Source organism: Labrys monachus, assembly GCF_030814655.1.
Taxonomy (GTDB): domain Bacteria; phylum Pseudomonadota; class Alphaproteobacteria; order Rhizobiales; family Labraceae; genus Labrys; species Labrys monacha.
In genome coordinates, this window is the sequence record NZ_JAUSVK010000001.1 from 3,924,086 (window position 1) to 3,947,898 (window position 23,813).

Here is a 23,813-nt window from a genome sequence, read left to right on the forward strand (position 1 = left end):
CTCTAGAAGCGGGAACAGATATACAACACGTCAACCACGGGCAACGTGCACTCGCGTCGCAGTGCCCTGGTGCAGGAGAACGATATGCGCCCTCCTCTGCGCAAGCTGGTCGGGTCGGTCATGATGCTGGTCCTCGTGGTCGTCTACGCGCTCGTGGCGATGGCCCTCGCGGAAGGCCGCGTCAACGACACCCCCGTCTGGATCCAGCCGGTCCTCTATGCGGCCCTCGGCCTGGCCTGGGTGCTTCCGGCGATGCTCATCATCAAATGGATGGAAAAGCCGGCCCGCAAGGCGCCCGCCGACCGGCGGTGACATCTGCGGCTCGCCGGGTCCGACCGGGCGGCAGGTGCGGGACCGGCCTCGCGGACCCGCGATTCTCGGCCGGCAATGTGTAAGGGCGGACAGGATGTCCGCGCTCCCGGGAAGGGTCAGAGGCCTGCCGCCGCCAGCAACGCCGCGTGCAGCCCCCTGACGTCGCGCCGGCCGTCATAGCGCTGCCCGTTGACGAACAAGGTCGGCGTGGCGTTGACGCCGCTGTCGATGCCGCTGCGGAAATCCGCCTCGATACGATCGGCGAAGCGGTCGTTGAAGGCATCCGCCATCGCCGCTTCGCTCAAGCCGAGCCTGCGGCCATAGGCACGCAGCGAACGGTCGTCGAGCCTCTCCTGATTGTCGTAGAGGATGCGATGCATCGGCCAGAACCGGCCGATGTCATCGGCGGCTTCGGAGAACTCGGCGGCGCGATGGGCATGGGGATGCAGGCGCGTCACGGGAAAATGCCGGAACACATAGCGCAGCCGATCGCCCATGAGGTCGCGCACGGCGTCGATGACGCCCACCGTCTCCCCGCAATAGGGACATTCGAAATCGCCATATTCGACGAGCGTGACCGCCGCATCTGCGGGGCCCTGGGCGTGATCGCGCGGACCGACCGGCTGGGAAAGGGTGCTCACGCTCGACCTCCAGATCACGTGGGATAGGCTGGCGCCGGAAAGCGAGGGTTCGTGGCGGCGCCGTCGCCGGACGAGGCGCCGATCAGCCCCCTCGCCCGACCTCGACGGAGGCGGGACCGAAATCGAACAGCGTCTGGTAGAAGAGGTGGTGCGACACTACCACATAGACACAGGCAAAGAGAATGGCAGCGACAAGGGTCGTCAGGGCCGCCTTGCGCAGCAGCATCGGCCGCTGCGGAGCCGCCCCTTCGCTGCCGGGCACGACCTCGCCGGCCTCGAACTGGCTCTTGACGCCGAGCGGCAGGATGGCGAACAGCGTCATCCACCAGATGACGAAGAAGAGGGCGACCGAAAGCAGGGGCGACATGGCGTCCGTTTCTCAAGAAGTTGACCGCAAGGCCCTGGCACGACGTTGCCGAGGCCCTGCCTCGAATGCCCGCCGCGATGCGGCCAGCCCGAGCCTCGCCCATTTCAACGCCTGTTCGGGATCGTCGAGCGCTTCGTCCGGCAAGCTCCAATAGGGAAGGGTCACCGTTCGTGTCCTGCCCTGATAGGTGAACGGAGCGGAACCAGCCTGCTGGAACAGCGGGATGGTCTGCGCATCCGCCTTGATCCAGATCTGCTCGAAGGCGCCGAGCGCGAACACCCGTCCCTCCGAATAGAGCCCGACGCCGCCGAACAAGCGCCTGATGCTCAATTGCGGCAGGCCGGCGAAGAGATCACGCAGATGATCCGGATCCATCGTCGGCAAAGACCTCGATCGGCGGACCTCAGGGCGTCGCTTCCAACGCCGCGTCGGAAGCCGGCGTGATGGCGACCGATTCCCCGCAGCCGCAGGCGGATGTCTGGTTCGGATTGTTGAACACGAATTGCGCCGACAGCTTGTCGGTCTTGTAGTCCATCTCGGTGCCGAGCAGGAAAAGCACGGCCTTGGGGTCGATCAGGACCTTCACGCCCTTGTCCTCGACGATCTCGTCGAGAGGATGGACCGCCTCGGCATATTCCATCGTGTAGGACATGCCGGCACAACCGCCGTTCTTCACGCCGACCCGCACCCCTTCGAAGGGCCTGTCGGCGCCCGCCATGATGGACTTGATCTTCTCGGCCGCCGCATCCGTCAGCGACACGACTTTGAACTTGGGACGAATCTTGCTCACTTGCCACTCCAACAGCGCCGGGTTCAAGGCCCGGCCCTCGGACGATACGACCCCAATATAGGCTCGATTCCAGGACAATGCGAGGGCCTGGAGAATGCGAGCCCCTCGGCCCTCACCACATGTCGAGCGCCACGCGCGCCTCGTCCGACATGCGCGACTGGTCCCACGGCGGATCGAAGACCATGGTGACCTGCACGTCCGACACGCCGGGAACGCTCAGGACCGCGTTTTCGACCCAGCCGGGCATCTCCCCGGCGACGGGGCAGCCCGGCGCCGTCAGCGTCATGTCGATGGACACCTTGCGGTCATCCGCGATCTCGACGCGGTAGATCAGGCCGAGTTCATAGATGTCGGCGGGAATTTCGGGATCGTAGACCGTCTTCAGCGCCGCGACGATGCCATCGGTCAGCCGGTCTATCTCCTCGGGCGGCAGTGCGGTCGCACCGGCCACGGCGGGTTCATTGGGCCTGGTCTCGGCCAGATCTGCGTCGGCCATGAATGCCTCCGTCATGCAAAAAAGGTCTGCGCCTTGTTCAGCGCCTCGACGAGCATGTCGACCTCCTCGAGCGTATTGTAGAGCCCGAAGGAAGCACGGCATGTCGATGTCACGCCATATCGCGCCAAAAGCGGCTGGGCGCAATGCGTTCCCGCCCGCACCGCCACACCGTGGCGGTCGAGCACCGTGGCGACGTCATGCGCATGGGCGTTCTTCAGTTCGAACGATACGATGCCGCCCTTGCCCGGCGCCTCGCCGAAGATCCGGACCGAATTGAGCTTCGACAGCCGCTCACGGGCATAATGCAGCAGCTTCTCCTCATGTGCACGGATATTCTCGCGTCCGAGCGCCATCATGTAGTCCAGCGCCGCGCCGAGGCCGATGGCCTGGACGATGGGCGGCGTCCCCGCCTCGAAGCGATGCGGGGGAGCCGCATAGGTGACGTTGTCCTCGGTGACTTCGCCGATCATCTCGCCGCCGCCATTGAAAGGCGGCATCCGCTCGAGCCATTCCTTCTTGCCGTAGAGCACGCCGATGCCGGTCGGCCCGTAGACCTTGTGGCCGGTGAAGGCATAGAAATCGACATCGAGGTCCTGCACATCGACGTCGAGATGCACCGCGCCCTGGCTGCCGTCGGCGAGCACCGGGATGCCGCGGGCATGGGCCATCGCCACGATATCCTTGAGCGGCGTCACCGTGCCCAGCACATTCGACATATGGGTGATCGCCACGATCTTGGTGCGCGGCGTGAGCAGCCTTTCGAAGACTTCGAGGTCGAAGGAGCCGTCTTCGCGCACCGGCGCCCATTTCAGCACCGCGCCGGCCCGCTCGCGATGGAAATGCCAGGGCACCACGTTGGAATGATGCTCCATGATCGACAGCACGATCTCGTCGCCCTCGCCGATCTCCAGGAGGCGCCCCATCGAGGCGGCGACGAGATTGAGCGACTCCGTCGCCGAGCGCGAAAAGACGATCTGCTCGGTCGACGGCGCATTGAGAAACCGGCGCACGCTCTCGCGGCCCGCCTCATAGGCCTCGGTCGCCGCATTGGCGAGATAGTGCAGGCCGCGATGAACATTGGCATATTCATGCGTATAGGCGTGCATCATGCGGTCGAGCACGGCCTGCGGCTTTTGTGCGGACGCCCCGTTGTCGAGATAGACGAGCGGCTTGCCATAGATCTGCAGGGCCAGAGCGGGAAAATCGGCGCGGACCCTGGCGACGTCGTAGGGCATGGCGGCAACAGGCTTGTCCACGATCTATTCCTTCCCGAATTGCCATAAATCAAATAGTTACCGACGCATCTTCAAAAGATACATGAAATGCCGAATCCAAGGTGCGCGGGCGCCCCGCCACGCGCTACACCCGCTTCGCCAGCCACGCTTCGGTGACCGTCAGCAGACGCTCGCGCAGCGCCTCGTTCTCCACCGTCTCGACGGCTTCGCCTACGAAGGCCTGGACCAGGATGGCTTCCGCGGCGGCCTGGGGAATGCCGCGCGCCTTGCAGTAGAACAGCAGGTCCTCGTCGAGCGCGCCGCAGGTTGCACCATGGGCGCATTGCACGTCGTCGGCGAAGATCTCCAGTTCCGGCTTGGCATCTGCCTCCGCCCCTTCCGACAGGAGGAGGGACTGGCTCATCATCCGGCCATCGGTCTTCTGCGCCCCCGGCCGCACGACGATCTTGCCCTGGAACACAGAACGGGCCTCGCCGTCGATCACCGCCTTGAACAATTCGCGGCTTTCGCCGCCGAGCGCCGCGTGATCGACGACCAATGTAGTGTCGGCATGGCGCGTGCCGGCAAGCAGGGCGGCCCCCGCGATCATCGCCTTGGCGTTGTCGCCGGCATAGGTGACGAAGAGCTGGTTGCGCGCGAGCGCCGCCCCCGCCTCAAGCGCGAAGCTCTGCAGCGAAGCGCCCTTGCCGAGGGTCACGAAGAGAGAAGAAATCTGCTGCGCCTCAAGGGCTTGGCACTGAATGCTCACCCGATGGAGCCGCGCGCCGTCACCAATTTCGATCGCCAGCGCCGCATTGGTCTGGTGGGCGACGCCATCCGGACCTTCATAACTGTCGATCAGCGTCAAGCCGGCGCCTGCGCCGAGCGCGACCAGCGAGCGCGTGAAGGTCGCCTGCGCCGTCGGGGCGCTGTGCCGGGTCTCGATCGCCACGGGAACGTCGATGCGGACACCGGCGTCCACGGTGACGACCACGCCGTCGCTCATGAAGGCGGTGTTGAGGTCGAGCACCGCATTGTCGGGCGAACCCGCGCCCAAGGCCCGGATCAGCGCCTCGTCGCCCCGCGCAAGGGCGTCGGCGAGCGAGGTGACGTGCAGGCCCGGCGGGAGGGCCGAGACGGTCGACAGGCCTGGGGAAAACGCGCCGTCCAGCACGACCAGGCGGATATGCTCGATGCCGGCCAGGAAGGCTTCCGCCTTGCCCGGTTCGGCCGGCGCTCCCTCGCAACCGGTGGCGACCGGGTTGGCCTCGCGCATGAGGTTACGCAGGTCGGTATATTTCCATTCCTCGACCCGGCGGTGCGGCAGGCCCTTCTCGCGGAACTTCGCGATGGCGCCGTCGCGCAGGCTCAGGACGCCGCCGCCGCCCGGAAGCGTCTCACGCAGCCTGCCGAAGGCCTCGCCGAGCGCCGTTTCGGCCGGCGTCTTCACGGGGATGACATTGGCCATGGTCACGCCGCTTCCTGGTAGTCGCGATAGCCGTTGGCTTCCAGCTCGAGCGCCAGTTCCTTGCCGCCGGACTTGACGATGCGCCCCTTGGACAGGACGTGCACGCTGTCGGGCACGATATGGTCGAGCAGGCGCTGGTAATGGGTGATGACGATGAAGGAGCGCTTGGGCGAACGCAGTCCGTTGACGCCGTCGGCGACGATCTTCAACGCATCGATGTCGAGGCCGGAATCGGTCTCGTCGAGCACGGCCAGGCTCGGCTGCAGCAAGGCCATCTGCAGGATTTCCATGCGCTTCTTCTCGCCGCCCGAGAAGCCGACATTAAAGGCGCGGCGCAGCATTTCTCGTGGGATCTTAAGCGCATCGGCAGCGCCGTTCACGCGCTTGATGAACTCCGGCGTCGTCAGTTCCGCTTCGCCGCGCGCCTTGCGCTGGGCGTTCAGGGCTGCCTTCAGGAAGGTCATGGTGGCGACGCCCGGAATCTCCAGCGGATATTGGAAGGCGAGGAAGACGCCGCGGGCGGCGCGCTCCTCGACCGGCACGTCGAGAAGGCTCTCTCCGTCGAGCAGGATCTCACCGCCGGTGACGGTGTAGTCGCTCTTGCCGGCGAGGATGTAGGACAGCGTCGACTTGCCCGACCCGTTCGGCCCCATGATGGCGGCGACCTCACCGTCTGCCACCGAGAGGGTGAGGCCGTCGAGGATCTGCTTGCCGTCGATTTCGGCGCTGAGGTTCTTGATTTCGAGCATAGTTCCTGGTTTTCCCAAAATGGTTCGCCGCGACGGCGCTGAACAAGGCCGTCGGATCAGCCGACGCTGCCTTCGAGGCTGATCGAGATGAGTTTCTGCGCCTCGACCGCGAACTCCATCGGCAGATGCTGCAGCACTTCCTTGACGAAGCCGTTGACGATCAGCGCCGTCGCCTCCTCGGCCGAGAGGCCGCGCTGGAGGCAATAGAAGAGCTGGTCGTCGGAGATCTTCGAGGTGGTCGCCTCGTGTTCGAACACCGCGCTGGCATTCTTGGATTCGATATAGGGCACGGTATGCGCGCCGCAGTGCTCGCCGATCAGCAGCGAATCGCAATTGGTGAAATTGCGCGCGCCGGAAGCCTTGCGATGGGCGGAGACGAGGCCGCGATAGGTGTTGTTCGAACGGCCGGCCGAAATGCCCTTGGAGATGATCCGGCTCTTGGTGTTCTTGCCGAGATGGATCATCTTGGTGCCGGAATCGACCTGCTGGCGCCCGTTCGAGACGGCGATCGAATAGAACTCGCCCTGGGATCCCTCGCCCCTAAGGATGCAAGAGGGATATTTCCAGGTGATGGCCGATCCGGTCTCGACCTGGGTCCAGGAGATCTTCGAGCGCGCCCCGCGGCAATCGCCCCGCTTGGTGACGAAGTTGTAGATGCCACCCTTGCCCTCGGAATTGCCCGGATACCAGTTCTGCACGGTGGAATATTTGATCTCGGCGTCATCGAGGGCGATCAGCTCGACCACGGCGGCGTGAAGCTGGTTCTCGTCACGGCGCGGCGCCGTGCAGCCTTCGAGATAGGACACATAGGCGCCCTTGTCCGCGATGATCAGCGTACGCTCGAACTGGCCGGTCTTCTCCTCATTGATGCGGAAATAGGTCGACAGCTCCATCGGGCAGCGCACGCCCGGCGGCACATAGACGAAGGAGCCGTCGGAGAACACCGCGGCATTCAGCGTGGCGAAGAAATTGTCGGTCACCGGCACCACCGTGCCGAGATATTTGCGCACGAGTTCGGGATGCTCACGCAGAGCTTCCGAAATCGAGCAGAAGATCACGCCCGCCTTCCTCAATTCCTCCTTGAAGGTCGTCACCACCGAGACGGAATCGAAGACCGCGTCGACCGCGATGCGATTGGCCGGCACCACGCCTTCGATCATCTCGACTTCGCGCAGGGGGATACCGAGCTTCTCATAGGTCTTGAGGATCTCGGGGTCGATCTCGTCGAGCGACTTCGGCGCGCCGTTCTTCTTCGGCGCGGCGTAATAATAGAGATCCTGATAGTCGATCGACGGATATTCGACGCGGGCCCAGGTCGGCTCCTGCATGGTCTTCCAGCGCCTGTAGGCGTCCAGACGCCACTCCGTCATCCAGGCCGGCTCGCCCTTCTTGTCCGAGATATAGCGCACAATGTCCTCGGAAAGGCCCTTGGGGGCCAGTTCCATCTCGACGTCGGTCGCGAAGCCGTATTTGTATTGGTCGACATCGATCGCGCGGACTTGGGCGACGGTTTCCTGGACTGCAGGCATTTAAATCTCCTGTGCCGTCTCGCGACGGCAAATTTTACATTTCCTTCAGGCGATTAAGCGGCCCGATGCTGTTTCCTGTCATGTAAGCTCTTGCGCAGCCTTGTCCAGACCGCGACGAAAAACTCGACCTCTTCTGCCAATGTTTCCCGCCCCAGAGAGACGCGGAGGGCACAGGCGGCAAGGTCCGGCGGCACACCCATCGCCGTCAGCACATGGCTGACCTTGACCTTGCCGGACGAGCAGGCCGAGCCCGAGGACACGGAAATGCCTTCGAGGTCGAGCGCGATCAGCGCCGTCTCGGCGGCGATGCCGGGTTCGGCGAAGCATAGCGTGTTGGGCAGGCGCGGCGCGCCCTCGCCGAAGATGACGGCCTCCGGCGCAATCGCACGCACCCCCTCTTCCAGCACCGCCAGCAAGGCACGGCAGCGCTCGGCATCGGCGGTGAGATCGCGCGCCGCGGCAGCCGCGGCCGCGCCGAAGCCGGCGATGGCGGGGACATTCTCCGTCCCTGCCCGCCATCCCCGCTCCTGGCCGCCGCCGCGCAGCAGCGGGTTCGGCAGATGCAGCGCCTCGCTCGCCATCACGAGCGCGCCCGCACCAAGGGGGCCGCCGAGCTTGTGGCTCGAAATCGTGATAAGATCCACCCCGAGATCCCTGATATCAAGGGGAATTTTTCCGGCGGCCTGGGCGGCATCGCAATGCAGGATCCCGCCGGCCGCGTGCACCCGCTCGGCGAGCGCGGCCACCGGCTGCAGGACGCCCGTCTCGTTGTTCGCGAGCATCACCGAAACCAGTCCGGCAATTCCTTCGGCCCGCCAGCGCTCCAGCAAGGCGGAAGCGCCGGCGAGGTCGACCATGCCGCGGGCATCGACGGGAAGCAGAGCGAGGCGATCGGCGGGGATGCGGCCGCCGCTCAGCACGCTCGCATGTTCGACGGCCGAGACGGCGGCGCGTCCCAGGGGAGCGGCCCGCCCGCGCTGCCAGTCGAGGCAAAGCGCGAGATTGTTGGCTTCGGTCGCCGACGAACAGAACACGACGTTGCGGGCCGGCGCGCCGACGAGCGCGGCGACGTCATGGCGTGCCGTTTCGACCAGCTTGCGCATGGCGCGCCCGTCCCCATGTATGGAGGACGGCGCGCCGCACCGCTCGAGCGCCGTCAGCATCGCCGCACGGGCTTCGGACCGCATCGGCGTCGTTGCGTTGTGATCGAGATAGGTGCGTGCCGTGGCCAAACGTCAAATCCGTCGTTCTCGTCGATGCGGAAAAGCTTGCAAAGCGCCCTACTCTTCATGTTAAGAAGCGCAACCCGAACGCGGGCTGGGTGCATTGCGTCTTGACGGCGCAGGAACCGAAACGCATCGCTGCAGAGATGAACTCTTTAGAATAATTCTAAAGAAGTTACTCCGTCCGATCCCGGTCGTCAAGGCCAGTTTCGGAGCCGCCGCACGGGTTCAAAGCTTACAAAAAGGCAATCCATTTATGCCCGAGGTCACGTTCACCGGTCCCGCAGGCCGCATCGAAGGCCGCTTCCAGCCGTCCAAGCAGCGCGGAGCGCCGATCGCCATCGTCCTGCATCCGCATCCGCAGTTCGGCGGAACGATGAACAACAAGATCGTTTACGATCTCTTCTACGCTTTCGTCCAGCGCGGATTCTCGGCGTTGCGCTTCAATTTCCGCGGCGTCGGCCGCAGCCAGGGCTCGTTCGACCACGGCGCCGGCGAATTGTCCGATGCCGCCTCGGCGCTGGACTGGGTGCAGGCCGTCACGCCGGAAGCCAAATCCTGCTGGATCGCGGGCGTTTCCTTCGGCGCCTGGATCGGCATGCAGCTTCTGATGCGCCGTCCGGAAATCGAGGGCTTCATTTCGGTGGCACCGCCCGCCAACCGCTTCGACTTCTCCTTCCTCGCGCCCTGCCCGTCCTCCGGCCTGATCGTGCATGGCGATGCGGACCGCGTGGCGCCGCTGAAGGATGTCGAGACGCTGGTGTCGAAGCTGAAGACGCAGAAGGGCATCGTCATCGAGCAGTCGGTGATCTCCGGCGCCAATCACTTCTTCGACAACAAGACGGACGAGTTGATCGCCTCCTGCTCGTCCTATCTCGACAAGCGCCTCGGCCTCGCCGGCCTCGAAGCCGTGTAAGCTCGCAAAGGGCCGATCCGAGGATCGGCCCTGACGTCGTCATACCCGGTCCGACAATTCCAGCGCCGCTTCGGCGATGCGGTCGAGCAGTTCCTGCTTGCGGGTCTCGGCGGAATCGGCGGGAATGACGAGGCAGAGCGTGGCGACCGCGACGCCGCGCCGGTCGCGGATGGGGGCCGCCAGGCACGAGGTGAAGCGGTCCGACAGGCTGGTGGTGATGCAGCGCCCTTGCTGCCGTGCCAGGGCGACGGCGGCCACGAATTCGTCGACGTCGAGGATGCGGCCGTCCGGCAAGGTGTAGTCTTCGGGCGGCACGAAAGCCCTGACCTCGTCGGCGCTCATGTGATCCAGCAGCAGCCGGCCCGACGCCGTCCAGGGCAGAGGCACCTCCACGCCGATATCCGTGGTGATGCGGAACAGCCCGGAGCCGTCGCAGGAATCCACCACGACATATTTGTGGCCGCGGAGCGCGCAGAGCTGCGCGGTGGCGCTGGTCTCCTGCGCGAGCTTGTCGAGCATGGCCCGGCAGCGCCGGTGGAGGGGGTTGGCCTCGGCATAGGCCCGCCCATAGAGATGCAGCGCCTTGCCGAAATAGATATAGCCATCCTCGCCGACCGGTTCGAGGATTTCCGCTTCGACCAGCCTGTTGACGAGGGCATAGAGCGTCGAGCGCGGCGCCCCGATCCGCCGGGCGAGGTCGCCCACCTTCGTCGGCGCGCGCAGGCGCAGCAGCGCATCGAGCACATCGATGACGCGGTCGATGCCGCGCTGACGCTCGGTCGGCTGCGGCATCAGCGCCGATTGGTCCACCCGCTCATTCATCGTCCGCAATCCATATTCGCCAAGGGCCTGTCGCATTCCAAGGGCCTGTCGCAGTCCGTCTCATCGCGCGAATTGGAGGCCGCCCCTGCACCGCGCTTCGGGACAGCGGCGATCGACCACGTTCCCTCCGCCCCTCTTGACACAAATTTGGCAGGCCGTATAGCGTCGCCCCTGTCTTCGGGAGAAGACTAGTGTCTCAAATAAGAGACACCATAAGCCGGGATGACAACAGAGGGAATTAAACGATGAAATTGGCCAAGGTCCTTGTCGCCGGGCTGGGGGCGATCGCGCTTTCCATAGCCACCATCGGCGGCGCCCAGGCGGACGGCAAGCTCCAGGAAGTCCTGGCTCGCGGCAAGCTGATCGTCGGCACGGGCAGCACCAACCCGCCCTGGCATTTCCAGGACGACAAGGGCGAACTCGCCGGCTTCGACATCGATATCGGCCGCATCATCGCCAAGGGCCTGTTCAACGATCCGACCAAGGTCGAGTTCGTGACCCAGTCGTCGGATGCGCGCATCCCGAACATCACCACCGGACAGGTCGACATCACCTGCCAGGCGATGACCGTCACGGCACCCCGCGCCCAACAGGTCGCCTTCACCGTGCCCTATTATCGGGAAGGCGTCGGCCTCCTGATGACCAAGAACGGCAAATATGCCGACTACGCCGCCCTCAAGGCCGCCGGCGCCGACGTCACCGTCTCGGTGCTGCAGAACGTCTATGCCGAGGACATGGTGCATCAGGCCTTGCCGCAGGCGAAGGTCGACCAGTATGACAGCGTCGACCTGATGTATCAGGCCCTCAACTCCGGCCGCGCGGCGGCTGCAGCGACGGACATGTCGTCCCTGCGCTGGTTCATGAAGAAGAACCCCGACAGGTATGTCGACGCCGGCTATGGCTGGAACCCGCAGACCTATTCCTGTGCCGTCAAGCAGGGTGACCAGGACTGGCTCAACTTCGTCAACACGGCCCTCCGCGAAGCGATGACCGGTGTCGACTTCGCCGATTACAAGAAATCCTTCGAGACCTGGTTCGGCGAGACGCCGCCGGAGCCGAAGCCCGGCTTCCCGGCCGAAATGCGCTGACACGCATGAGCGGCAGGCGGGACATCGCCTGCCGTTCCGACGAAGACCGGTGACGGCCCGGCGGGCTGGAGGATCGAGTGGGCTACACGCTGAATTTTGCGACCGTCTGGGCCAATTTCGACAAATTGCTGGGGGGGCTGGGACTCGGGCTGCTACTGGCGCTGGCCTCCGTTTCCCTCGGCTCGATCATCGGCCTGGTGTGCGGTTTTGCCAGCGTGAGCTCGTCGCGAACCGTGCGAAGCCTGGTCTCGGTCTATGTGACGATCATCCGCAATGAGCCGATCTATATCATCGTCCTCATGATCTTCTTCGCACTGCCGGATGCCGGCCTCAAGCTGAACCAGTCCGCGAGCTTCATCACCGCCCTCACCGTCTATTCCGGCGCCTACCTCAGCGAGGTATTCCGCGCCGGCTTGATCTCGGTGCCGAAGGGTGTCGTGGAAGCAGCCCGCGCCATCGGGCTGACGCGGCTGCAGACCAGCCTCTACGTCGTCACCCCGATCATGCTGCGCAACGCCCTGCCGGCGCTCGGCAGCACCTTCATCTCCCTGTTCAAGGACACCTCGATCGCGGCGACCATCGCCATTCCTGAGCTGACCTACCAGGCGCGCAAGATCAACATCGAGAGCTTCCGCATCGTCGAGACCTGGACGGTGGCGAGCGCGCTCTACATCGCCACCTGCCTGCTGATGGCGGCCGCGCTACGCGGCCTCGAGCGGCGTTTCCCGAAATTCTGACCAGCGGTGGCCCCCATGTCGTCCTTCCTCAATGAAGTGTGGATCGCCCGCTACCCGCTCCTCAGCGGGCTCATGCAGACGATCGGCAGTTCGGTCGCCTCGATCGTCCTCGGTACGCTGCTCGGCACCGTTGTCGGCCTGCTCATCGTCTATGGGCCGCTGGCGGTGCGGTGGATCTGCCGCATCTATATCGACATCCTGCGGGGAACGCCGGTGCTGGTGCTGATCCTGACGACCTTCTACATGCCGGCCGTCATCGGGCTGAAGCTCGGTACCTTCTTCGCCGGCATCATCGCCCTGACGCTGTTCTGCGGTGCCCATGTCGCCGAGATCCTGCGCGGGGCGCTGCAATCCATTCCGCGCGGACAGACCGAAGGCGCCCGCTCCATCGGCCTCACCTTCCCGCAGACCCTCGCCTATGTACTGCTGCCGCAGGCGATGCGCTCCATCCTGCCGACATGGATCAATACCGGCGTCGAACTGGTCAAAGCCTCCACGCTGCTTTCGGTGATCGGCGTCGGCGAACTGCTGCTCAAGACGCAGGAGGTGATCAGCCGCAACTTCATGTCGATGCAGTTCTATCTTTTTGCGGGTGCCGTCTATTTCGTCCTGAATTTCGGCATCGAGCGCCTCGGCAAGGCGATCGAGCGCCGCGTCGCGTTTCGCTAAGGAGACGACCATGCCACCGCTTCTGCAGATCCGGGCGCTTCATAAGCATTTCGGCAAGACCGAGGTGCTCAAGGGCGTGGATCTCGACGTGCAGGAAAAGGAAGTCGTCTCGATCATCGGATCGAGCGGTTCCGGCAAGACCACGCTGCTGCGTTGCGTGAACCTGATGGAGGAGTTCGAAGACGGCGAGGTGCTGCTGGACGGCGAGTCCATCGGCTATCGCGTCTCCGGCGGCAGGCGCCACCGCCTCGGCGACCGTGAGCTTTCCCGCCAGCGTTCGATGACCGGCATGGTGTTCCAGAGCTTCAACCTCTTTCCGCATCTCAGCGCCATCGGCAACGTCATGCTGGGCCTGCGCAAGGTGAAGCGTCTTCCGAAGGACGAGGCGCGCTCGATCGCCGAGAGCTGGCTGCGCCGTGTCGGCCTCGGCGAGCGCATGGACAATCACCCGAGCCAGCTGTCCGGCGGCCAGCAGCAGCGCGTCGCCATCGCTCGCGCCCTCGCGATGAACCCGAAGCTGGTCCTGCTCGACGAGATCACCTCGGCCCTCGACCCGGAGCTGGTGCAGGAGGTGCTGGCGACGGTGAAAAGCCTGGCGAGCGAAGGAGCGACCCTGCTTCTCGTCACGCATGAAATGCGGTTTGCCCGCGACGTCTCCCACCGCATCGTCTTCATGGAGAAGGGACGCATCGCCGAACAGGGCACGCCGGCCGAGATCTTCGGCAGCCCCAAGAGCGCGCGGCTCACCGAATTCCTCGGCAATGCGCGTGGTTAGATGCGGATCCCGAACCTTTCCTGCAGGCGCGACACTTCGAGACACGGACATCGGCGGCGCCATAAGGGCATAAGCTTGCGTCTCCCGTTCACGAGAAGGGGATCGCGCTATTCTTGATTGAGCGGCCTGGACAGGATGTCCGCACTCCCGTTTCAACTCGGATCCGAGCATTCGTTCAGGATCCACCGGCAACAAGGACAGAGAATCATCATGACAATCGAACGGTTTGGGTCCGCGGGAAGCGGCGCCGGCGGCAAGAGCCTGCCCTTCGTCAAGGCCGTGCGCGCCGGCGATTTCGTCTTCATATCCGGCCAGGTCGCGATGGGGCCGGATGGCGAGATCGTTTCCGGCGGCATCGTCGAGCAGACGACGGTCACCATCGAGAATGTGAAGGCGGCGCTGGCCGTCGCAGGGCTGGACCTGTCGCATGTCGTCAAGGTCACCGCCTGGCTGGCCGATACCCGCGATTTCTGGAGCTTCAACCGCGTCTATGCCGAGTATTTCGGCGAAGCCCTGCCGGCCCGCTCCTGCGTTCGCGCCGACATGATGGTCGATTGCAAGGTGGAGATCGAGGCGATCGCCTACGCGCCCGCCAAGGGCTGATCACCCGGGAGTGCGGACATCCTGTCCGCCCCTTCCTGCCCCCACGGCGCCCCCACGAGCGAATGTCCGCGCTGCCGGTTCAGTGCTCGTTGGCGGCGAGCACCGCCTCGACGCGGATCTCTTCCGTCAGGCGTCGCTTCAGCTCGGAAAATTCCGGGCTCGTCTTGAGCGTGTAATGGCGCGGATGCGGCAGGTCGACCGGCACGATCGCCTTGATCCGCCCGGGCCGCGCCGACATCACCACCACGCGCGAGCCGAGGAAGATCGCCTCCTCGATGTCGTGCGTGACGAACAGGATCGTCTTGCGCTCGCGCTCCCAGATGCCGAGCAGCAATTCCTGCATCAGGCTGCGCGTCTGGTTGTCGAGGGCTCCGAACGGCTCGTCGAGGAGCAGCATGTCCGGGTTGTTGGCCAGCGCCCGCGCGATGGCCGTGCGCTGCTGCATGCCGCCGGAAAGCTGCTTGGGATAATGGTCGGCGAAGCTGCGCAGCCCGACCCTGTCGAGCCAGACCGCCACCGTGGCCCGGCGGTCCGCCGCCGGCACGCCGCTCTCGCGCAGGCCGAAGCCGACATTCTCGGCGACCGTGAGCCAGGGAAACAGCGTGTAGGACTGGAACACCATGCCCCTGTCGCGGCCCGGGCCAGTCACCCCCCGCCCATTGATGGCGACGGTGCCGATCGTCGGCCGGTCGAGGCCGGCGACGATGCGCAGCAGGGTCGACTTGCCGCAGCCGGACGGCCCGAGAATGGTGATGAAATCGTTGCGGGCGACGGAGAGGTCGATCGGCTCCAGCGCCTTGACCGCCCCCCCGCCCCGCTGTGCCGGAAAGCTGCGCGAGACCCCGTCGATGCGGACCATGCTCATGCGAGCCTCCAGGCGAAGAGACGGCGGTTCAACATCTTGAACAGGAAATCGGAAACCATGCCGATGAGGCCGATGATGATGATGCCGAAGATGATCTGGCCGGTGGCGAGCCGGGACTGGCTGTTGATGATCATGTAGCCGATGCCGGAGGAGGCGCCGATCAGTTCCGCCACGATGACATAGGTCCAGGCCCAGCCGAGAACGAGGCGCAGGATCTCGGCGATGTCCGGCGCGTTGGCGGGAATGATGACGCGCCGCACGATGCCGCCGCTGCTCGATCCCAGCGTGTAGGCGGCCTCCACCAGATCCCGCCGCGTATTGCCGACGGAAACCGCCACCATGAGCACGATCTGGAACACGGACCCCAGGAAGATGACGAGCAGTTTCTCCAGTTCTTCCGTACCCGCCCACAGGATCAGCAAAGGAATGAAGGCGGATGCCGGCAGATAGCGCGCGAAGGAGATGAACGGCTCGAGGAAGGCCTCCACGGGCTTCCACGCCCCCATCATGATGCCGACCGGCACGGCGACGACGGCAGCCAGCGCGAAACCGCCGGCCACGCGCCAGATGGTGATGAGGATGTCGACGAGGAAATTGTCCTCGACGATCAGGCGCCAGCCATCCCGAAGCATGCTCAGCGGGTCGGCCAGGAAGATGCGCGCGACATGCCCTCCGAAGGTGAGCCACGCCCACCCCGCGATGAAGAGGACGAAGAAGGAGACGCCGAGCGCCACGCGCAGCGCCGGACTTACGGGTTCGAGCGGTCGCGGCATCGAAGTCCTGTCGGTAGCAGGGCATTTCCCGGAGAGCCGATGGGCCTTTCGATAGAAATGCGTCAAAACAACATGTTGGCTCGAAGTCGATCGGCCCCGGACATGCGGGGGCGAGGACGGCGGCGCGATCCTGGCGGGCGCCGCCGTCTCCGAAACGCTCAGTTCACGAAACGCGTGTCGGCGAGGGTGGAGACGTCGGGCGCCGACTTGATCAGGCCCATCTGCAGCAGAAGATCGCCGGCCGTCTTGGAGAAGCTCTGGAATTCGTCGTTGAAGAACTTCTTGTTGTCGTCCTTGTCGGCCCAGAGCAGATATTTGGCGGAATCGGCGAATTCCGCAGCCGACTGCTTGACGTCGGCGCCCATCAGCGCGTTCGCCTTGTCGGGGCTGGCCTTGATCATGTCCAGCGCCTCGAAATAGCTGTCGGCCAGGGCCTTGGCGGCATCCGGATGGGCATCGAGGAAGGCCGGCGTGCAGCCGACGGTGTCGAGCACCATCGGATAGTCGAGCGTCGTCGCCAGGATATGACCCTGGTCGGGCTTGTCGCGCACCGCGGACAGATAGGGCTCATAGCTGACGGCGGCATCGTTCTGCCCGGCGAGGAAGGCCTGCGCAGCGGCATCCGGCTCCAGATTGACGACCGTGACGTCCTTGGTGGTAAGCCCGCTCTTGGCGAGGACCCAGGCGAGCATGAAGAAGGGCGAGGTTCCCGGCGCCGACGCGGCGACACGCTTGCCCTTGAGGTCGGTGACGGTCTTGATGTCGGCGCGTGCAACGATGCCGTCGGCGCCGTAGGATTTGTCGAGCTGGAAGATCTGCTTGGCGGCGACGCCGTTGGCATTCCAGACGAGCCAGGTCTCGACGGTGGTGGCGGCGCATTGGAGGTCGCCGCTGGCGATCGCCAGGGGCCTCGTCGCCTGCGGAACCTTCTTCAGGGTCACGTCGAGGCCGTGCTTCTCGAAGATTCCCGCCACCTTGGCCAGGGTCAGCGGTGCGAAACCCGTCCAGCCGCTGATGCCGATCGCAACGGATGTCGCCGCCATGGCCGGGACGGCGAAGCCGAGGGACAGCGCCAGGGCCGCGCCGAACAATGTCTTCTTCACGGGAATTCTCCTCATTGGATGGAGCCGGCGCCAAAGCGTCGCCAGGGCTTCACGAAATCTGGAAACGGGTGGGATCAAGCGTGTGAGACACGCTCCCGCCTTCGATGTGCGGGCTCCTCGTTCTCGCATGGATTCGAAAGCGCTGTCAAAGGCTTGCCATCAGCCGGGGTTGCGCCTTTATCGCGCAACCAACCGCCACGGTGCTACCCCCGAACGCCGCATCCTCACACGAAAAAACGAACCGGCGGACATTTCAGGCGGGGCACATCCGCGCGAGGCAGGACGCCGGGTGCAGCCGCGCTTGCATCACGAGGCCGAACGTGGTCGCCGCCGGATGTCACGGCCGAGGGCGGACCGGTTTCCACAAAGCGTGTGAGACGGGACCATCCTGCGTGTGATGCGCGGCGTCGGCTCGGCGATATTTCGTGTGAACCTGCATCGCCGGACGCACACGGATCAGCGTCGCTGAGGATGTTTTCGTCCAAATCGCCTGTCATTCGCCAAAGGCAGGGCGAAAGGCGCCCGAGGCTGGGCGATCGCTTCCAGCAAACGCCGAGGATGCGGGAGCGAAGGGGGTCGACCGGTGATCGACCCTCCAGGAACGCGTTGGTCCCGAGCATCGGGGAATATTCCCGGCCGCAGGGCCGGGAAGTCGCCTCGCCTCAGTCGTAGTCGGGCACCTGGCGGACGGCACCGCGGGCGGCGCTCGTCGCCATTGCCGCATAGGCGCGCAATGCGGTCGTGACCTTGCGCTTGCGCGGTGCGGCCGGCTTCCAGCCCGCCTCGTCGGCGGCGGCGCGGCGGGCGGCGAGTTCCTCAGCGGGCACGGCCAGCGAGATCGTGCGGTTGGGGATGTCGATCTCGATCCGGTCGCCGGTCCGCACCAGTCCGATGGCGCCGCCTTCCGCCGCTTCCGGCGAGACATGGCCGATGGAAAGCCCGGACGAGCCGCCCGAGAAGCGCCCGTCCGTGACGAGGGCACAGACCTTGCCGAGGCCCTTCGACTTCAGATAGCTGGTCGGATACAGCATTTCCTGCATGCCCGGCCCGCCCCGCGGCCCCTCATAGCGGATGACGACGACGTCTCCAGCCTTGACCTTGCCGTTGAGGATGCCGTCGACCGCCGAGTCCTGGCTTTCGAAGACGATGGCCGGACCGGCGAATTTGAGGATCGATTCGTCGACGCCCGCGGTCTTCACGATGCAGCCGTCCAGCGCCAGATTGCCGGTGAGGACCGCGAGGCCGCCATCCTTCGAATAGGCGTGCTCGGCGTCGCGGATGACACCGGCCTCGCGGTCGAGGTCGACATCGTCCCAGCGGCGATCCTGGCTGAACGCCACCTGCGTCGGCACCCCGCCGGGGGCGGCCATGTAGAAATTGCGGACGGACTCGCTCTTGGTGCGGCTGATATCCCAGCGGTCGAGCGCATCGGCAAGCGATTTGGCATGCACCGTCGGCAGGTCGCGGTTGATCAACCCGGCACGGTCGAGCTCGCCCAGGATGGCCATGATGCCGCCGGCCCGGTGCACGTCTTCCATATGCACGTTCGCGACGGCGGGCGCGACCTTGCAGAGCACCGGAACGCGGCGGGAAAGCCGGTCGATGTCGTCCATGGTGAAGGGAATGCCGCCCTCATGCGCGGCCGCCAGGATGTGCAGCACGGTATTGGTCGAGCCGCCCATGGCGATATCGAGCGTCATCGCGTTCTCGAACGCGCCGAAGCTGGCGACATTGCGCGGCAGCACGCTCTCGTCCTCCTGCTCGTAATAGCGGCGGGCGATATCGACGATGAGGTGCCCCGCTTCGACGAAGAGGCGCTTGCGGTCCGCATGGGTGGCGAGCGTCGAACCATTGCCCGGCAGCGACAGGCCGAGGGCCTCGGTCAGGCAATTCATCGAATTGGCGGTGAACATGCCGGAGCAGGAGCCGCAGGTCGGGCAGGCGGAGCGCTCGATGGCCTTGACGTCGGCATCCGACACCCGGTCGTCCGCAGCCGCAACCATGGCGTCGACGAGATCCAGCGCCTTCTCCTTGCCGGCGAGGATGACCTTGCCGGCCTCCATCGGGCCGCCCGAGACGAACACCGTGGGGATGTTGAGGCGGAGCGATGCCATCAGCATGCCGGGCGTGATCTTGTCGCAGTTGGAGATGCACACCATGGCGTCGGCGCAATGGGCGTTCACCATATATTCGACGGAATCGGCGATGAGCTCGCGCGACGGCAGGCTGTAGAGCATGCCGTCATGGCCCATGGCGATGCCGTCATCGACGGCGATGGTGTTGAACTCCTTGGCGACGCCGCCGGCCGCCTCGATCTCGCGGGCGACGAGCTGGCCGAGATCCTTCAGATGCACGTGGCCCGGCACGAACTGCGTGAAGGAGTTTACCACCGCGATAATCGGCTTGCCGAAATCCCCGTCCTTCATTCCGGTCGCGCGCCAGAGACCGCGGGCACCGGCCATGTTGCGGCCATGGGTGGTCGTGCGGGAACGATAGGCAGGCATGGGCTTTCTCTGATCTTTGATCGAAATCGATGGATGCAAGCCACCGTATATGGGCCCCCCGGGACGGGATGGCAAGTATCAGATGCCCAGCATCAGATGTCCCGGGAAAGCCCTATTGCGCACGGGTCAGGGGGGCATGCTCGGCGCCGTCAGACCACCAGCACGATGACGTGGCATACCGGCTTCTTGCCCCAGACCGCATTCACGGCCGAACGCACCGCCCGCTCGACCGCGACCTCGACGGCGTCGGGATCGCGGCGCTTGGTCTTGTTGAGGCTCTCCAGGACGAGGAGGGCCGCATCGGCGATGACGTCGTCCATGCTGCGGCCGTCGGCCGTACGCATCGGCAACCCCGCAAACTTGACGTCGGGCTCGCTCACGATCTCGCCCTTCTCCGACAGGGCCAGGGCGATCGACACCGAGCCCGACCAGGAAAGGCGGCGCCGCTGCGGCACCGTCTCGTCCGCCGCATTGATGAGGATGTCGCCGTCGATGAGCAGCCGCCCGGTCGGCGCCTCGTCAACGACCTTGGCGTCTCCCGCCTTCAGCGAGATGATCTCGCCGTCGCCGGCCGCTACCACCTCGGGGACACCGAGCGAACGGGCGAGCGCCGCATGCTCCGACAGGTGCCAGGCCTCGCCATGGACGGGAATGGCGATCTTCGGCCGCACCCATGCATACATGTCGGTGAGTTCTCCGCGGCGCGGATGGCCGGAGACATGCACGAGCTGGTTGCGGTCGGTGACGATGTCCGCACCCTGCCTGACGAGGCCGTTGATGATGCCGCCGACGGCCTTCTCATTGCCCGGAATGGTGCGGGAGGAGAAGATCACGGTATCGCCCTTGGCCAGCGTCACCTCGGGGTGTTCGCCCCGCGCGATGCGGGACAGGGCCGCCCGCGGCTCGCCCTGGCTGCCCGTCAGCACCGCCACCACCTTTTCACGCGGCAGGAAACCGTAATTCTCCGGGCTGAGGAAGTCGGGAATGCCGTCGAGAAGGCCGCATTCGCGCGCGACCTGGCATACGCGCTCCATGGCCCGGCCGACGACGATGACGCTGCGGTCATTCTCCATGGCGGCTTCCGCGATCGAACGGATGCGGCTGACATTGGAGGCGAAGGTGGTGATCGCCACCCTGCCCTTCTTGGCGGCGATGATCTCCGCCAGGCTCTTGGCGACGTCGCGTTCCGACGGCGAGCGGCCCTCGCGGATGGCATTGGTGGAATCGCAGACCAGCGCGAGCACGCCCTCGTCGCCGATCGCCGTCAGCCGTTCGCGATTGGTCACCGGCGGAATGACCGGCGTCTCGTCGATCTTCCAGTCGCCGGTGTGCACGATGGTTCCGGCCGGCGTCCGCAGGGCCAGGGCATTCGATTCGGGAATCGAATGGGCGACGTCGATCAACTCGATGTCGAAGGCGCCGAGCGTGAAGCGGGCGCCGGAGGGGATGATCCGCAGATCGATCTTCGGCGCATCCGGCTCGTGCAGGCGCTTGGCCTCGAGCAGCGCCGCCGTGAAGCGGGTGGCATAGACCGGCACCTGCAGGCGCGGCCACAGATGGATGAGCGCCCCGAAATGATCCTCGTGGGCATGGGTGATCACGATGCCGAGGAGATTGCGGCGCTGCGATTCGATGAAGCGCGTATCGGGCATCACCAGATCGATGCCCGGCAGGTCCTCCCCGGCGAAGCTGACGCCGCAATCGACCATCAGCCATTGCCGCTTGGCGGCCGGCCCATAACCGTAGAGCGCCATGTTCATGCCGATCTCACCTATGCCCCCCAGGGCGCAAAAGACGAGATCGGCGTTGTCGCGTGCCATATGAGGCTCCTATCGGGCGCGTACGCGCCGTTCAGTCATTGCTGCAATCATTGCAGGGAATGCGTTGTCCGGTCGTGATTTCTCACGCCAACCGGCAATACTTCATGAGAATGCACCTGGTTCCCGTCACCATTCGGGTCCACTCGGCACGAAACCGGGAAAAAACACCTCGCCGGCGGCCACCGGCCGGCGCCGGCCGGCGTCGTCCCGCAGGACCAGGGCCCCCTCGTCGTCGAGCGCCTCGAACACCCCATCGAGATCGCCGGAGGGCAGCCTGACGACGATGCGCCGTCCGAGGCCCGCCGCACGGCCCAGCCAGTCCCGGCGGATCGTCGCGAAGCCCTCGCCCCGGTCCCAGGCCGCCAGGCGCCGCGCGAAGGCATCCGACAGCGCTGCGAAATAGGATACCACGTCGACGGCAGCATCGCTGCCAGCGAGATGGGTCACCGGATATGGCGTGCCTTCCGGATGGCTGGCGATATTGACGCCGCACCCGATGACCGCGGAGAATCGCCCGCCGTCATGCGCGCCCTCGATCAGGATGCCCGCCGCCTTCGCCCCGTTGACGAGCACGTCGTTCGGCCATTTGAGGGCAAGGCCGGTCGCAGCACGGGGAGCGGTCGCATAGATCGCATCGCTTACGGCGAGCGCGGCGACGAAACACAGATCCGCCGCCCGCTGGGGAGAGGCCGGATCGACCAGCAGAAGCGAGGCGTAGAGATTGCCGGCAGGCGACGCCCAGGCCCGCCCGCGCCGCCCCTTGCCGGCCGATTGGCGGCCGGCCGTGACCCATAGCCGGTCCTGCCCCCGTGCCAGGGCCTCGACATTGGTCGAGCCGACATCGTCGAGATGGAGATGACGGAAGCCTGCCGCCTGTGCCCCTGTACCGAGTTTCATCGACCCGATGGTATCAGCCGGCCGGCCACAGCGACGCCGCGGCCGAGGCCGCAGGTCCGCTGATGAGCGTTGGGAAGACCACGAAGAAGGCGGTGACGATCGTCGCCAGCACCAGCACCGTCTTGAGCGATCCCGACATCGGCTCCAGCGTCTCCGCCGGCTCGTCGAAGAACATGACCTTGACGATACGCAGGTAATAGAACGCCCCCACGACGCTGGACAAGACGCCGAGGACGGCGAGCCAGTAGAGCCCGCCATGCACGGCGGCGACGAAAACGTACCACTTGGCCCAGAACCCCGAGAGCGGCGGAATGCCGGCCATCGAGAACATCAGGGCCGCCAGGGAATAGGCCATCATCGGATGGGTACGCGAGAGGCCGGCGAGATCGCTGACATTCTCCACATAGCCGCCGCGGCGCTTCATCGCCAGGATGCAGGCGAAGGTGCCGAGCGTCATGGCGAGATAGAGCGCCAGATAGACCAGGACGCCGAGCACGCCCTCCTGCGAGCCCGCGGCGAGGCCGACGAGAACGAAGCCCATATGGCCGATCGAGGAATAGGCCATCAGGCGCTTGATGTTGCTCTGCCCGATCGCCGCGAAGGAACCCAGCGCCATCGAGGCGATCGAAACGAAGACGACGATCTGCTGCCACTGGTCGAGTGCGGCGGGGAAAGAGGTGATGATCACCCGCACCATCAGGCCCATCGCCGCCATCTTCGGCGCACCGGCCAACAGCGCCGTGACGGGGGTCGGCGATCCCTCATAGACGTCCGGCGTCCACATATGGAAGGGAACGGCGGAGATCTTGAAGGCGAGCCCCGCGAACAGGAAGACGATGCCGAAGACGAGGCCCAGCCCGACATGGCCCTTCACCGCATCGGCGATGCCGTGGAACGAGACCGTGCCGGTGAAGCCGTAGATCAGCGAAGCGCCATAGAGCAGCATGCCGGAAGACAGGGCGCCGAGGACGAAATATTTGAGGCCGGCTTCGGTGGACTTCAGGTCGTCGCGATGGATCGAGGCGATGACATAGAGGGCAAGCGACTGAAGTTCGAGCCCGATATAGAGCCCGATAAGGTCGTTGGCCGACAGCATCAGCATCATGCCGGTGGTCGCCAGCAGGATCATCACGGGGTATTCGAACTTCTCGATCTGCTTGGCCCTGAGGAACTCGCCCGACATCAGGATCGCCGCCGCCGAACCGATCAGCACGAGGATCTTGGTGAACCGCGCGAAGGCATCGACGACGAAGGAACCGTAGAAGGCGCTACCGTCATGCCCGGTCGCCACCAGCACCATGACGACCAGCAGAAGCAGGACGGCGAGGTTGGTGACCAGACCGGCCCCGCGCGGGGCCGAAAAGACCCCCAGCATCAGCAACGCGATCGCACCGAGGACGAGAACGATCTCGGGAAGGGCCGTTGCAAGTTCGGAAACAGACAGCATCGCTC

At 65.2% G+C, this 23,813-nt stretch carries 25 protein-coding genes; 7 read left to right on the plus strand and 18 right to left on the minus strand.

What is annotated here, in order from left to right:
- The first annotated feature begins 84 nt into the window (after positions 1-84).
- Positions 85-312: a DUF2842 domain-containing protein gene (locus J3R73_RS17860; protein WP_307429671.1), complete on the plus strand. Its 228-nt coding sequence runs from the start codon at positions 85-87 to the stop codon at positions 310-312.
- 116 nt (positions 313-428) lie between these two features.
- Here J3R73_RS17860 and J3R73_RS17865 read toward each other — a convergent pair whose 3' ends face one another.
- From J3R73_RS17865 to J3R73_RS17910, 10 genes are all read right to left on the minus strand, one after another.
- Positions 429-953 carry a DsbA family protein gene (locus J3R73_RS17865; RefSeq protein WP_307429674.1) on the minus strand — a complete coding sequence of 175 codons (525 nt, stop codon included), beginning with the start codon at positions 951-953 and terminating at the stop codon, positions 429-431.
- A gap of 82 nt (positions 954-1,035) precedes the next feature.
- Positions 1,036-1,320, minus strand: a complete 285-nt coding sequence (locus tag J3R73_RS17870) for a DUF1467 family protein (protein ID WP_307429677.1) — start codon at positions 1,318-1,320, stop codon at positions 1,036-1,038.
- Between the two features lie 12 nt (positions 1,321-1,332).
- The gene (locus J3R73_RS17875) at positions 1,333-1,695 is read right to left on the minus strand and encodes a TfoX/Sxy family protein (RefSeq protein ID WP_307429680.1); all 363 of its coding nucleotides are present in this window, start codon (positions 1,693-1,695) and stop codon (positions 1,333-1,335) included.
- 28 nt (positions 1,696-1,723) lie between these two features.
- Complete coding sequence (locus J3R73_RS17880; RefSeq protein WP_307437454.1) at positions 1,724-2,101, minus strand: HesB/IscA family protein; 378 nt, start codon at positions 2,099-2,101, stop codon at positions 1,724-1,726.
- 121 nt (positions 2,102-2,222) lie between these two features.
- Positions 2,223-2,606, minus strand: a complete 384-nt coding sequence (locus tag J3R73_RS17885) for an SUF system Fe-S cluster assembly protein (protein WP_307429683.1) — start codon at positions 2,604-2,606, stop codon at positions 2,223-2,225.
- 11 nt (positions 2,607-2,617) lie between these two features.
- Positions 2,618-3,841 carry a cysteine desulfurase gene (locus J3R73_RS17890; RefSeq protein WP_370880098.1) on the minus strand — a complete coding sequence of 408 codons (1,224 nt, stop codon included), beginning with the start codon at positions 3,839-3,841 and terminating at the stop codon, positions 2,618-2,620.
- Between the two features lie 124 nt (positions 3,842-3,965).
- A complete protein-coding gene (gene sufD, locus J3R73_RS17895; RefSeq protein WP_307437456.1) occupies positions 3,966-5,288 on the minus strand; it encodes a Fe-S cluster assembly protein SufD in 1,323 nt (440 codons plus the stop codon).
- Positions 5,289-5,290: 2 nt separating this feature from the next.
- Complete coding sequence (gene sufC, locus J3R73_RS17900) at positions 5,291-6,037, minus strand: Fe-S cluster assembly ATPase SufC (RefSeq protein WP_307429689.1); 747 nt, start codon at positions 6,035-6,037, stop codon at positions 5,291-5,293.
- Positions 6,038-6,093: 56 nt separating this feature from the next.
- Complete coding sequence (gene sufB, locus J3R73_RS17905; protein ID WP_307429692.1) at positions 6,094-7,566, minus strand: Fe-S cluster assembly protein SufB; 1,473 nt, start codon at positions 7,564-7,566, stop codon at positions 6,094-6,096.
- Between the two features lie 53 nt (positions 7,567-7,619).
- Positions 7,620-8,798, minus strand: coding sequence for a cysteine desulfurase family protein (locus J3R73_RS17910; RefSeq protein ID WP_307429695.1), 1,179 nt, complete (start codon positions 8,796-8,798; stop codon positions 7,620-7,622).
- Positions 8,799-9,045: 247 nt separating this feature from the next.
- On the opposite strand from J3R73_RS17910, the gene J3R73_RS17915 reads away from it, so the two are divergent.
- The gene (locus J3R73_RS17915) at positions 9,046-9,705 is read left to right on the plus strand and encodes an alpha/beta hydrolase (RefSeq protein WP_307429698.1); all 660 of its coding nucleotides are present in this window, start codon (positions 9,046-9,048) and stop codon (positions 9,703-9,705) included.
- 39 nt (positions 9,706-9,744) lie between these two features.
- Here J3R73_RS17915 and J3R73_RS17920 read toward each other — a convergent pair whose 3' ends face one another.
- The gene (locus J3R73_RS17920) at positions 9,745-10,527 is read right to left on the minus strand and encodes an IclR family transcriptional regulator (RefSeq protein WP_307429701.1); all 783 of its coding nucleotides are present in this window, start codon (positions 10,525-10,527) and stop codon (positions 9,745-9,747) included.
- Positions 10,528-10,772: 245 nt separating this feature from the next.
- Here J3R73_RS17920 and J3R73_RS17925 point away from each other — a divergent pair, with 245 nt between their 5' ends.
- The 5 genes from J3R73_RS17925 (at position 10,773) to J3R73_RS17945 (ending at position 14,399) form a co-directional block, all read left to right on the plus strand.
- A complete protein-coding gene (locus J3R73_RS17925; protein WP_307429703.1) occupies positions 10,773-11,615 on the plus strand; it encodes a transporter substrate-binding protein in 843 nt (280 codons plus the stop codon).
- A 77-nt stretch (positions 11,616-11,692) separates the two neighbouring features.
- The gene (locus J3R73_RS17930; protein WP_307429706.1) at positions 11,693-12,352 is read left to right on the plus strand and encodes an amino acid ABC transporter permease; all 660 of its coding nucleotides are present in this window, start codon (positions 11,693-11,695) and stop codon (positions 12,350-12,352) included.
- Positions 12,353-12,367: 15 nt separating this feature from the next.
- Entirely contained in the window at positions 12,368-13,021 is a 654-nt protein-coding gene (locus J3R73_RS17935) for an amino acid ABC transporter permease (RefSeq protein ID WP_307429709.1), read from the plus strand.
- A 10-nt stretch (positions 13,022-13,031) separates the two neighbouring features.
- On the plus strand, positions 13,032-13,796 hold the full coding sequence (locus tag J3R73_RS17940) for an amino acid ABC transporter ATP-binding protein (RefSeq protein ID WP_307429712.1): 765 nt from the start codon (positions 13,032-13,034) through the stop codon (positions 13,794-13,796).
- A 210-nt stretch (positions 13,797-14,006) separates the two neighbouring features.
- Positions 14,007-14,399, plus strand: coding sequence for a RidA family protein (locus tag J3R73_RS17945; protein ID WP_307429714.1), 393 nt, complete (start codon positions 14,007-14,009; stop codon positions 14,397-14,399).
- 79 nt (positions 14,400-14,478) lie between these two features.
- Here the strand turns inward: J3R73_RS17945 and J3R73_RS17950 are convergent, their stop codons facing one another.
- The 7 genes from J3R73_RS17950 to nuoN all read right to left on the minus strand — a co-directional run bounded on the left by J3R73_RS17950 (position 14,479) and on the right by nuoN (position 23,808).
- Complete coding sequence (locus J3R73_RS17950; protein ID WP_307429717.1) at positions 14,479-15,264, minus strand: ABC transporter ATP-binding protein; 786 nt, start codon at positions 15,262-15,264, stop codon at positions 14,479-14,481.
- Positions 15,261-16,037: an ABC transporter permease gene (locus J3R73_RS17955; RefSeq protein ID WP_307429721.1), complete on the minus strand. Its 777-nt coding sequence runs from the start codon at positions 16,035-16,037 to the stop codon at positions 15,261-15,263. Before J3R73_RS17955 ends, J3R73_RS17950 begins: the two co-directional genes overlap by 4 nt.
- Positions 16,038-16,195: 158 nt before the next feature.
- The gene (locus J3R73_RS17960) at positions 16,196-17,140 is read right to left on the minus strand and encodes an ABC transporter substrate-binding protein (protein ID WP_370879950.1); all 945 of its coding nucleotides are present in this window, start codon (positions 17,138-17,140) and stop codon (positions 16,196-16,198) included.
- A 662-nt stretch (positions 17,141-17,802) separates the two neighbouring features.
- Complete coding sequence (gene ilvD, locus J3R73_RS17965) at positions 17,803-19,644, minus strand: dihydroxy-acid dehydratase (protein ID WP_307429728.1); 1,842 nt, start codon at positions 19,642-19,644, stop codon at positions 17,803-17,805.
- 149 nt (positions 19,645-19,793) lie between these two features.
- Entirely contained in the window at positions 19,794-21,464 is a 1,671-nt protein-coding gene (locus J3R73_RS17970; RefSeq protein ID WP_307429730.1) for a ribonuclease J, read from the minus strand.
- Between the two features lie 126 nt (positions 21,465-21,590).
- Positions 21,591-22,361 carry a biotin--[acetyl-CoA-carboxylase] ligase gene (locus tag J3R73_RS17975; protein WP_307429733.1) on the minus strand — a complete coding sequence of 257 codons (771 nt, stop codon included), beginning with the start codon at positions 22,359-22,361 and terminating at the stop codon, positions 21,591-21,593.
- A 13-nt stretch (positions 22,362-22,374) separates the two neighbouring features.
- Positions 22,375-23,808: an NADH-quinone oxidoreductase subunit NuoN gene (gene nuoN / locus J3R73_RS17980; protein WP_307429736.1), complete on the minus strand. Its 1,434-nt coding sequence runs from the start codon at positions 23,806-23,808 to the stop codon at positions 22,375-22,377.
- Positions 23,809-23,813 lie beyond the last annotated feature (5 nt).

Coding starts and splice junctions, on each gene's coding strand:
- J3R73_RS17860 (WP_307429671.1), top strand. CDS start 85: ATGCGCCCTCCTCTGCGCAAGCTGGTCGGGTCGGTCATGATGCTGGTC.
- J3R73_RS17870 (WP_307429677.1), bottom strand. CDS start 1,320: ATGTCGCCCCTGCTTTCGGTCGCCCTCTTCTTCGTCATCTGGTGGATG.
- J3R73_RS17875 (WP_307429680.1), bottom strand. CDS start 1,695: ATGGATCCGGATCATCTGCGTGATCTCTTCGCCGGCCTGCCGCAATTG.
- J3R73_RS17885 (WP_307429683.1), bottom strand. CDS start 2,606: ATGGCCGACGCAGATCTGGCCGAGACCAGGCCCAATGAACCCGCCGTG.
- J3R73_RS17890 (WP_370880098.1), bottom strand. CDS start 3,841: ATGCCCTACGACGTCGCCAGGGTCCGCGCCGATTTTCCCGCTCTGGCC.
- sufD (WP_307437456.1), bottom strand. CDS start 5,288: ATGGCCAATGTCATCCCCGTGAAGACGCCGGCCGAAACGGCGCTCGGC.
- sufC (WP_307429689.1), bottom strand. CDS start 6,037: ATGCTCGAAATCAAGAACCTCAGCGCCGAAATCGACGGCAAGCAGATC.
- sufB (WP_307429692.1), bottom strand. CDS start 7,566: ATGCCTGCAGTCCAGGAAACCGTCGCCCAAGTCCGCGCGATCGATGTC.
- J3R73_RS17915 (WP_307429698.1), top strand. CDS start 9,046: ATGCCCGAGGTCACGTTCACCGGTCCCGCAGGCCGCATCGAAGGCCGC.
- J3R73_RS17920 (WP_307429701.1), bottom strand. CDS start 10,527: ATGAATGAGCGGGTGGACCAATCGGCGCTGATGCCGCAGCCGACCGAG.
- J3R73_RS17925 (WP_307429703.1), top strand. CDS start 10,773: ATGAAATTGGCCAAGGTCCTTGTCGCCGGGCTGGGGGCGATCGCGCTT.
- J3R73_RS17935 (WP_307429709.1), top strand. CDS start 12,368: ATGTCGTCCTTCCTCAATGAAGTGTGGATCGCCCGCTACCCGCTCCTC.
- J3R73_RS17940 (WP_307429712.1), top strand. CDS start 13,032: ATGCCACCGCTTCTGCAGATCCGGGCGCTTCATAAGCATTTCGGCAAG.
- J3R73_RS17945 (WP_307429714.1), top strand. CDS start 14,007: ATGACAATCGAACGGTTTGGGTCCGCGGGAAGCGGCGCCGGCGGCAAG.
- J3R73_RS17950 (WP_307429717.1), bottom strand. CDS start 15,264: ATGAGCATGGTCCGCATCGACGGGGTCTCGCGCAGCTTTCCGGCACAG.
- J3R73_RS17955 (WP_307429721.1), bottom strand. CDS start 16,037: ATGCCGCGACCGCTCGAACCCGTAAGTCCGGCGCTGCGCGTGGCGCTC.
- ilvD (WP_307429728.1), bottom strand. CDS start 19,644: ATGCCTGCCTATCGTTCCCGCACGACCACCCATGGCCGCAACATGGCC.
- J3R73_RS17970 (WP_307429730.1), bottom strand. CDS start 21,464: ATGGCACGCGACAACGCCGATCTCGTCTTTTGCGCCCTGGGGGGCATA.
- J3R73_RS17975 (WP_307429733.1), bottom strand. CDS start 22,361: ATGAAACTCGGTACAGGGGCACAGGCGGCAGGCTTCCGTCATCTCCAT.
- nuoN (WP_307429736.1), bottom strand. CDS start 23,808: ATGCTGTCTGTTTCCGAACTTGCAACGGCCCTTCCCGAGATCGTTCTC.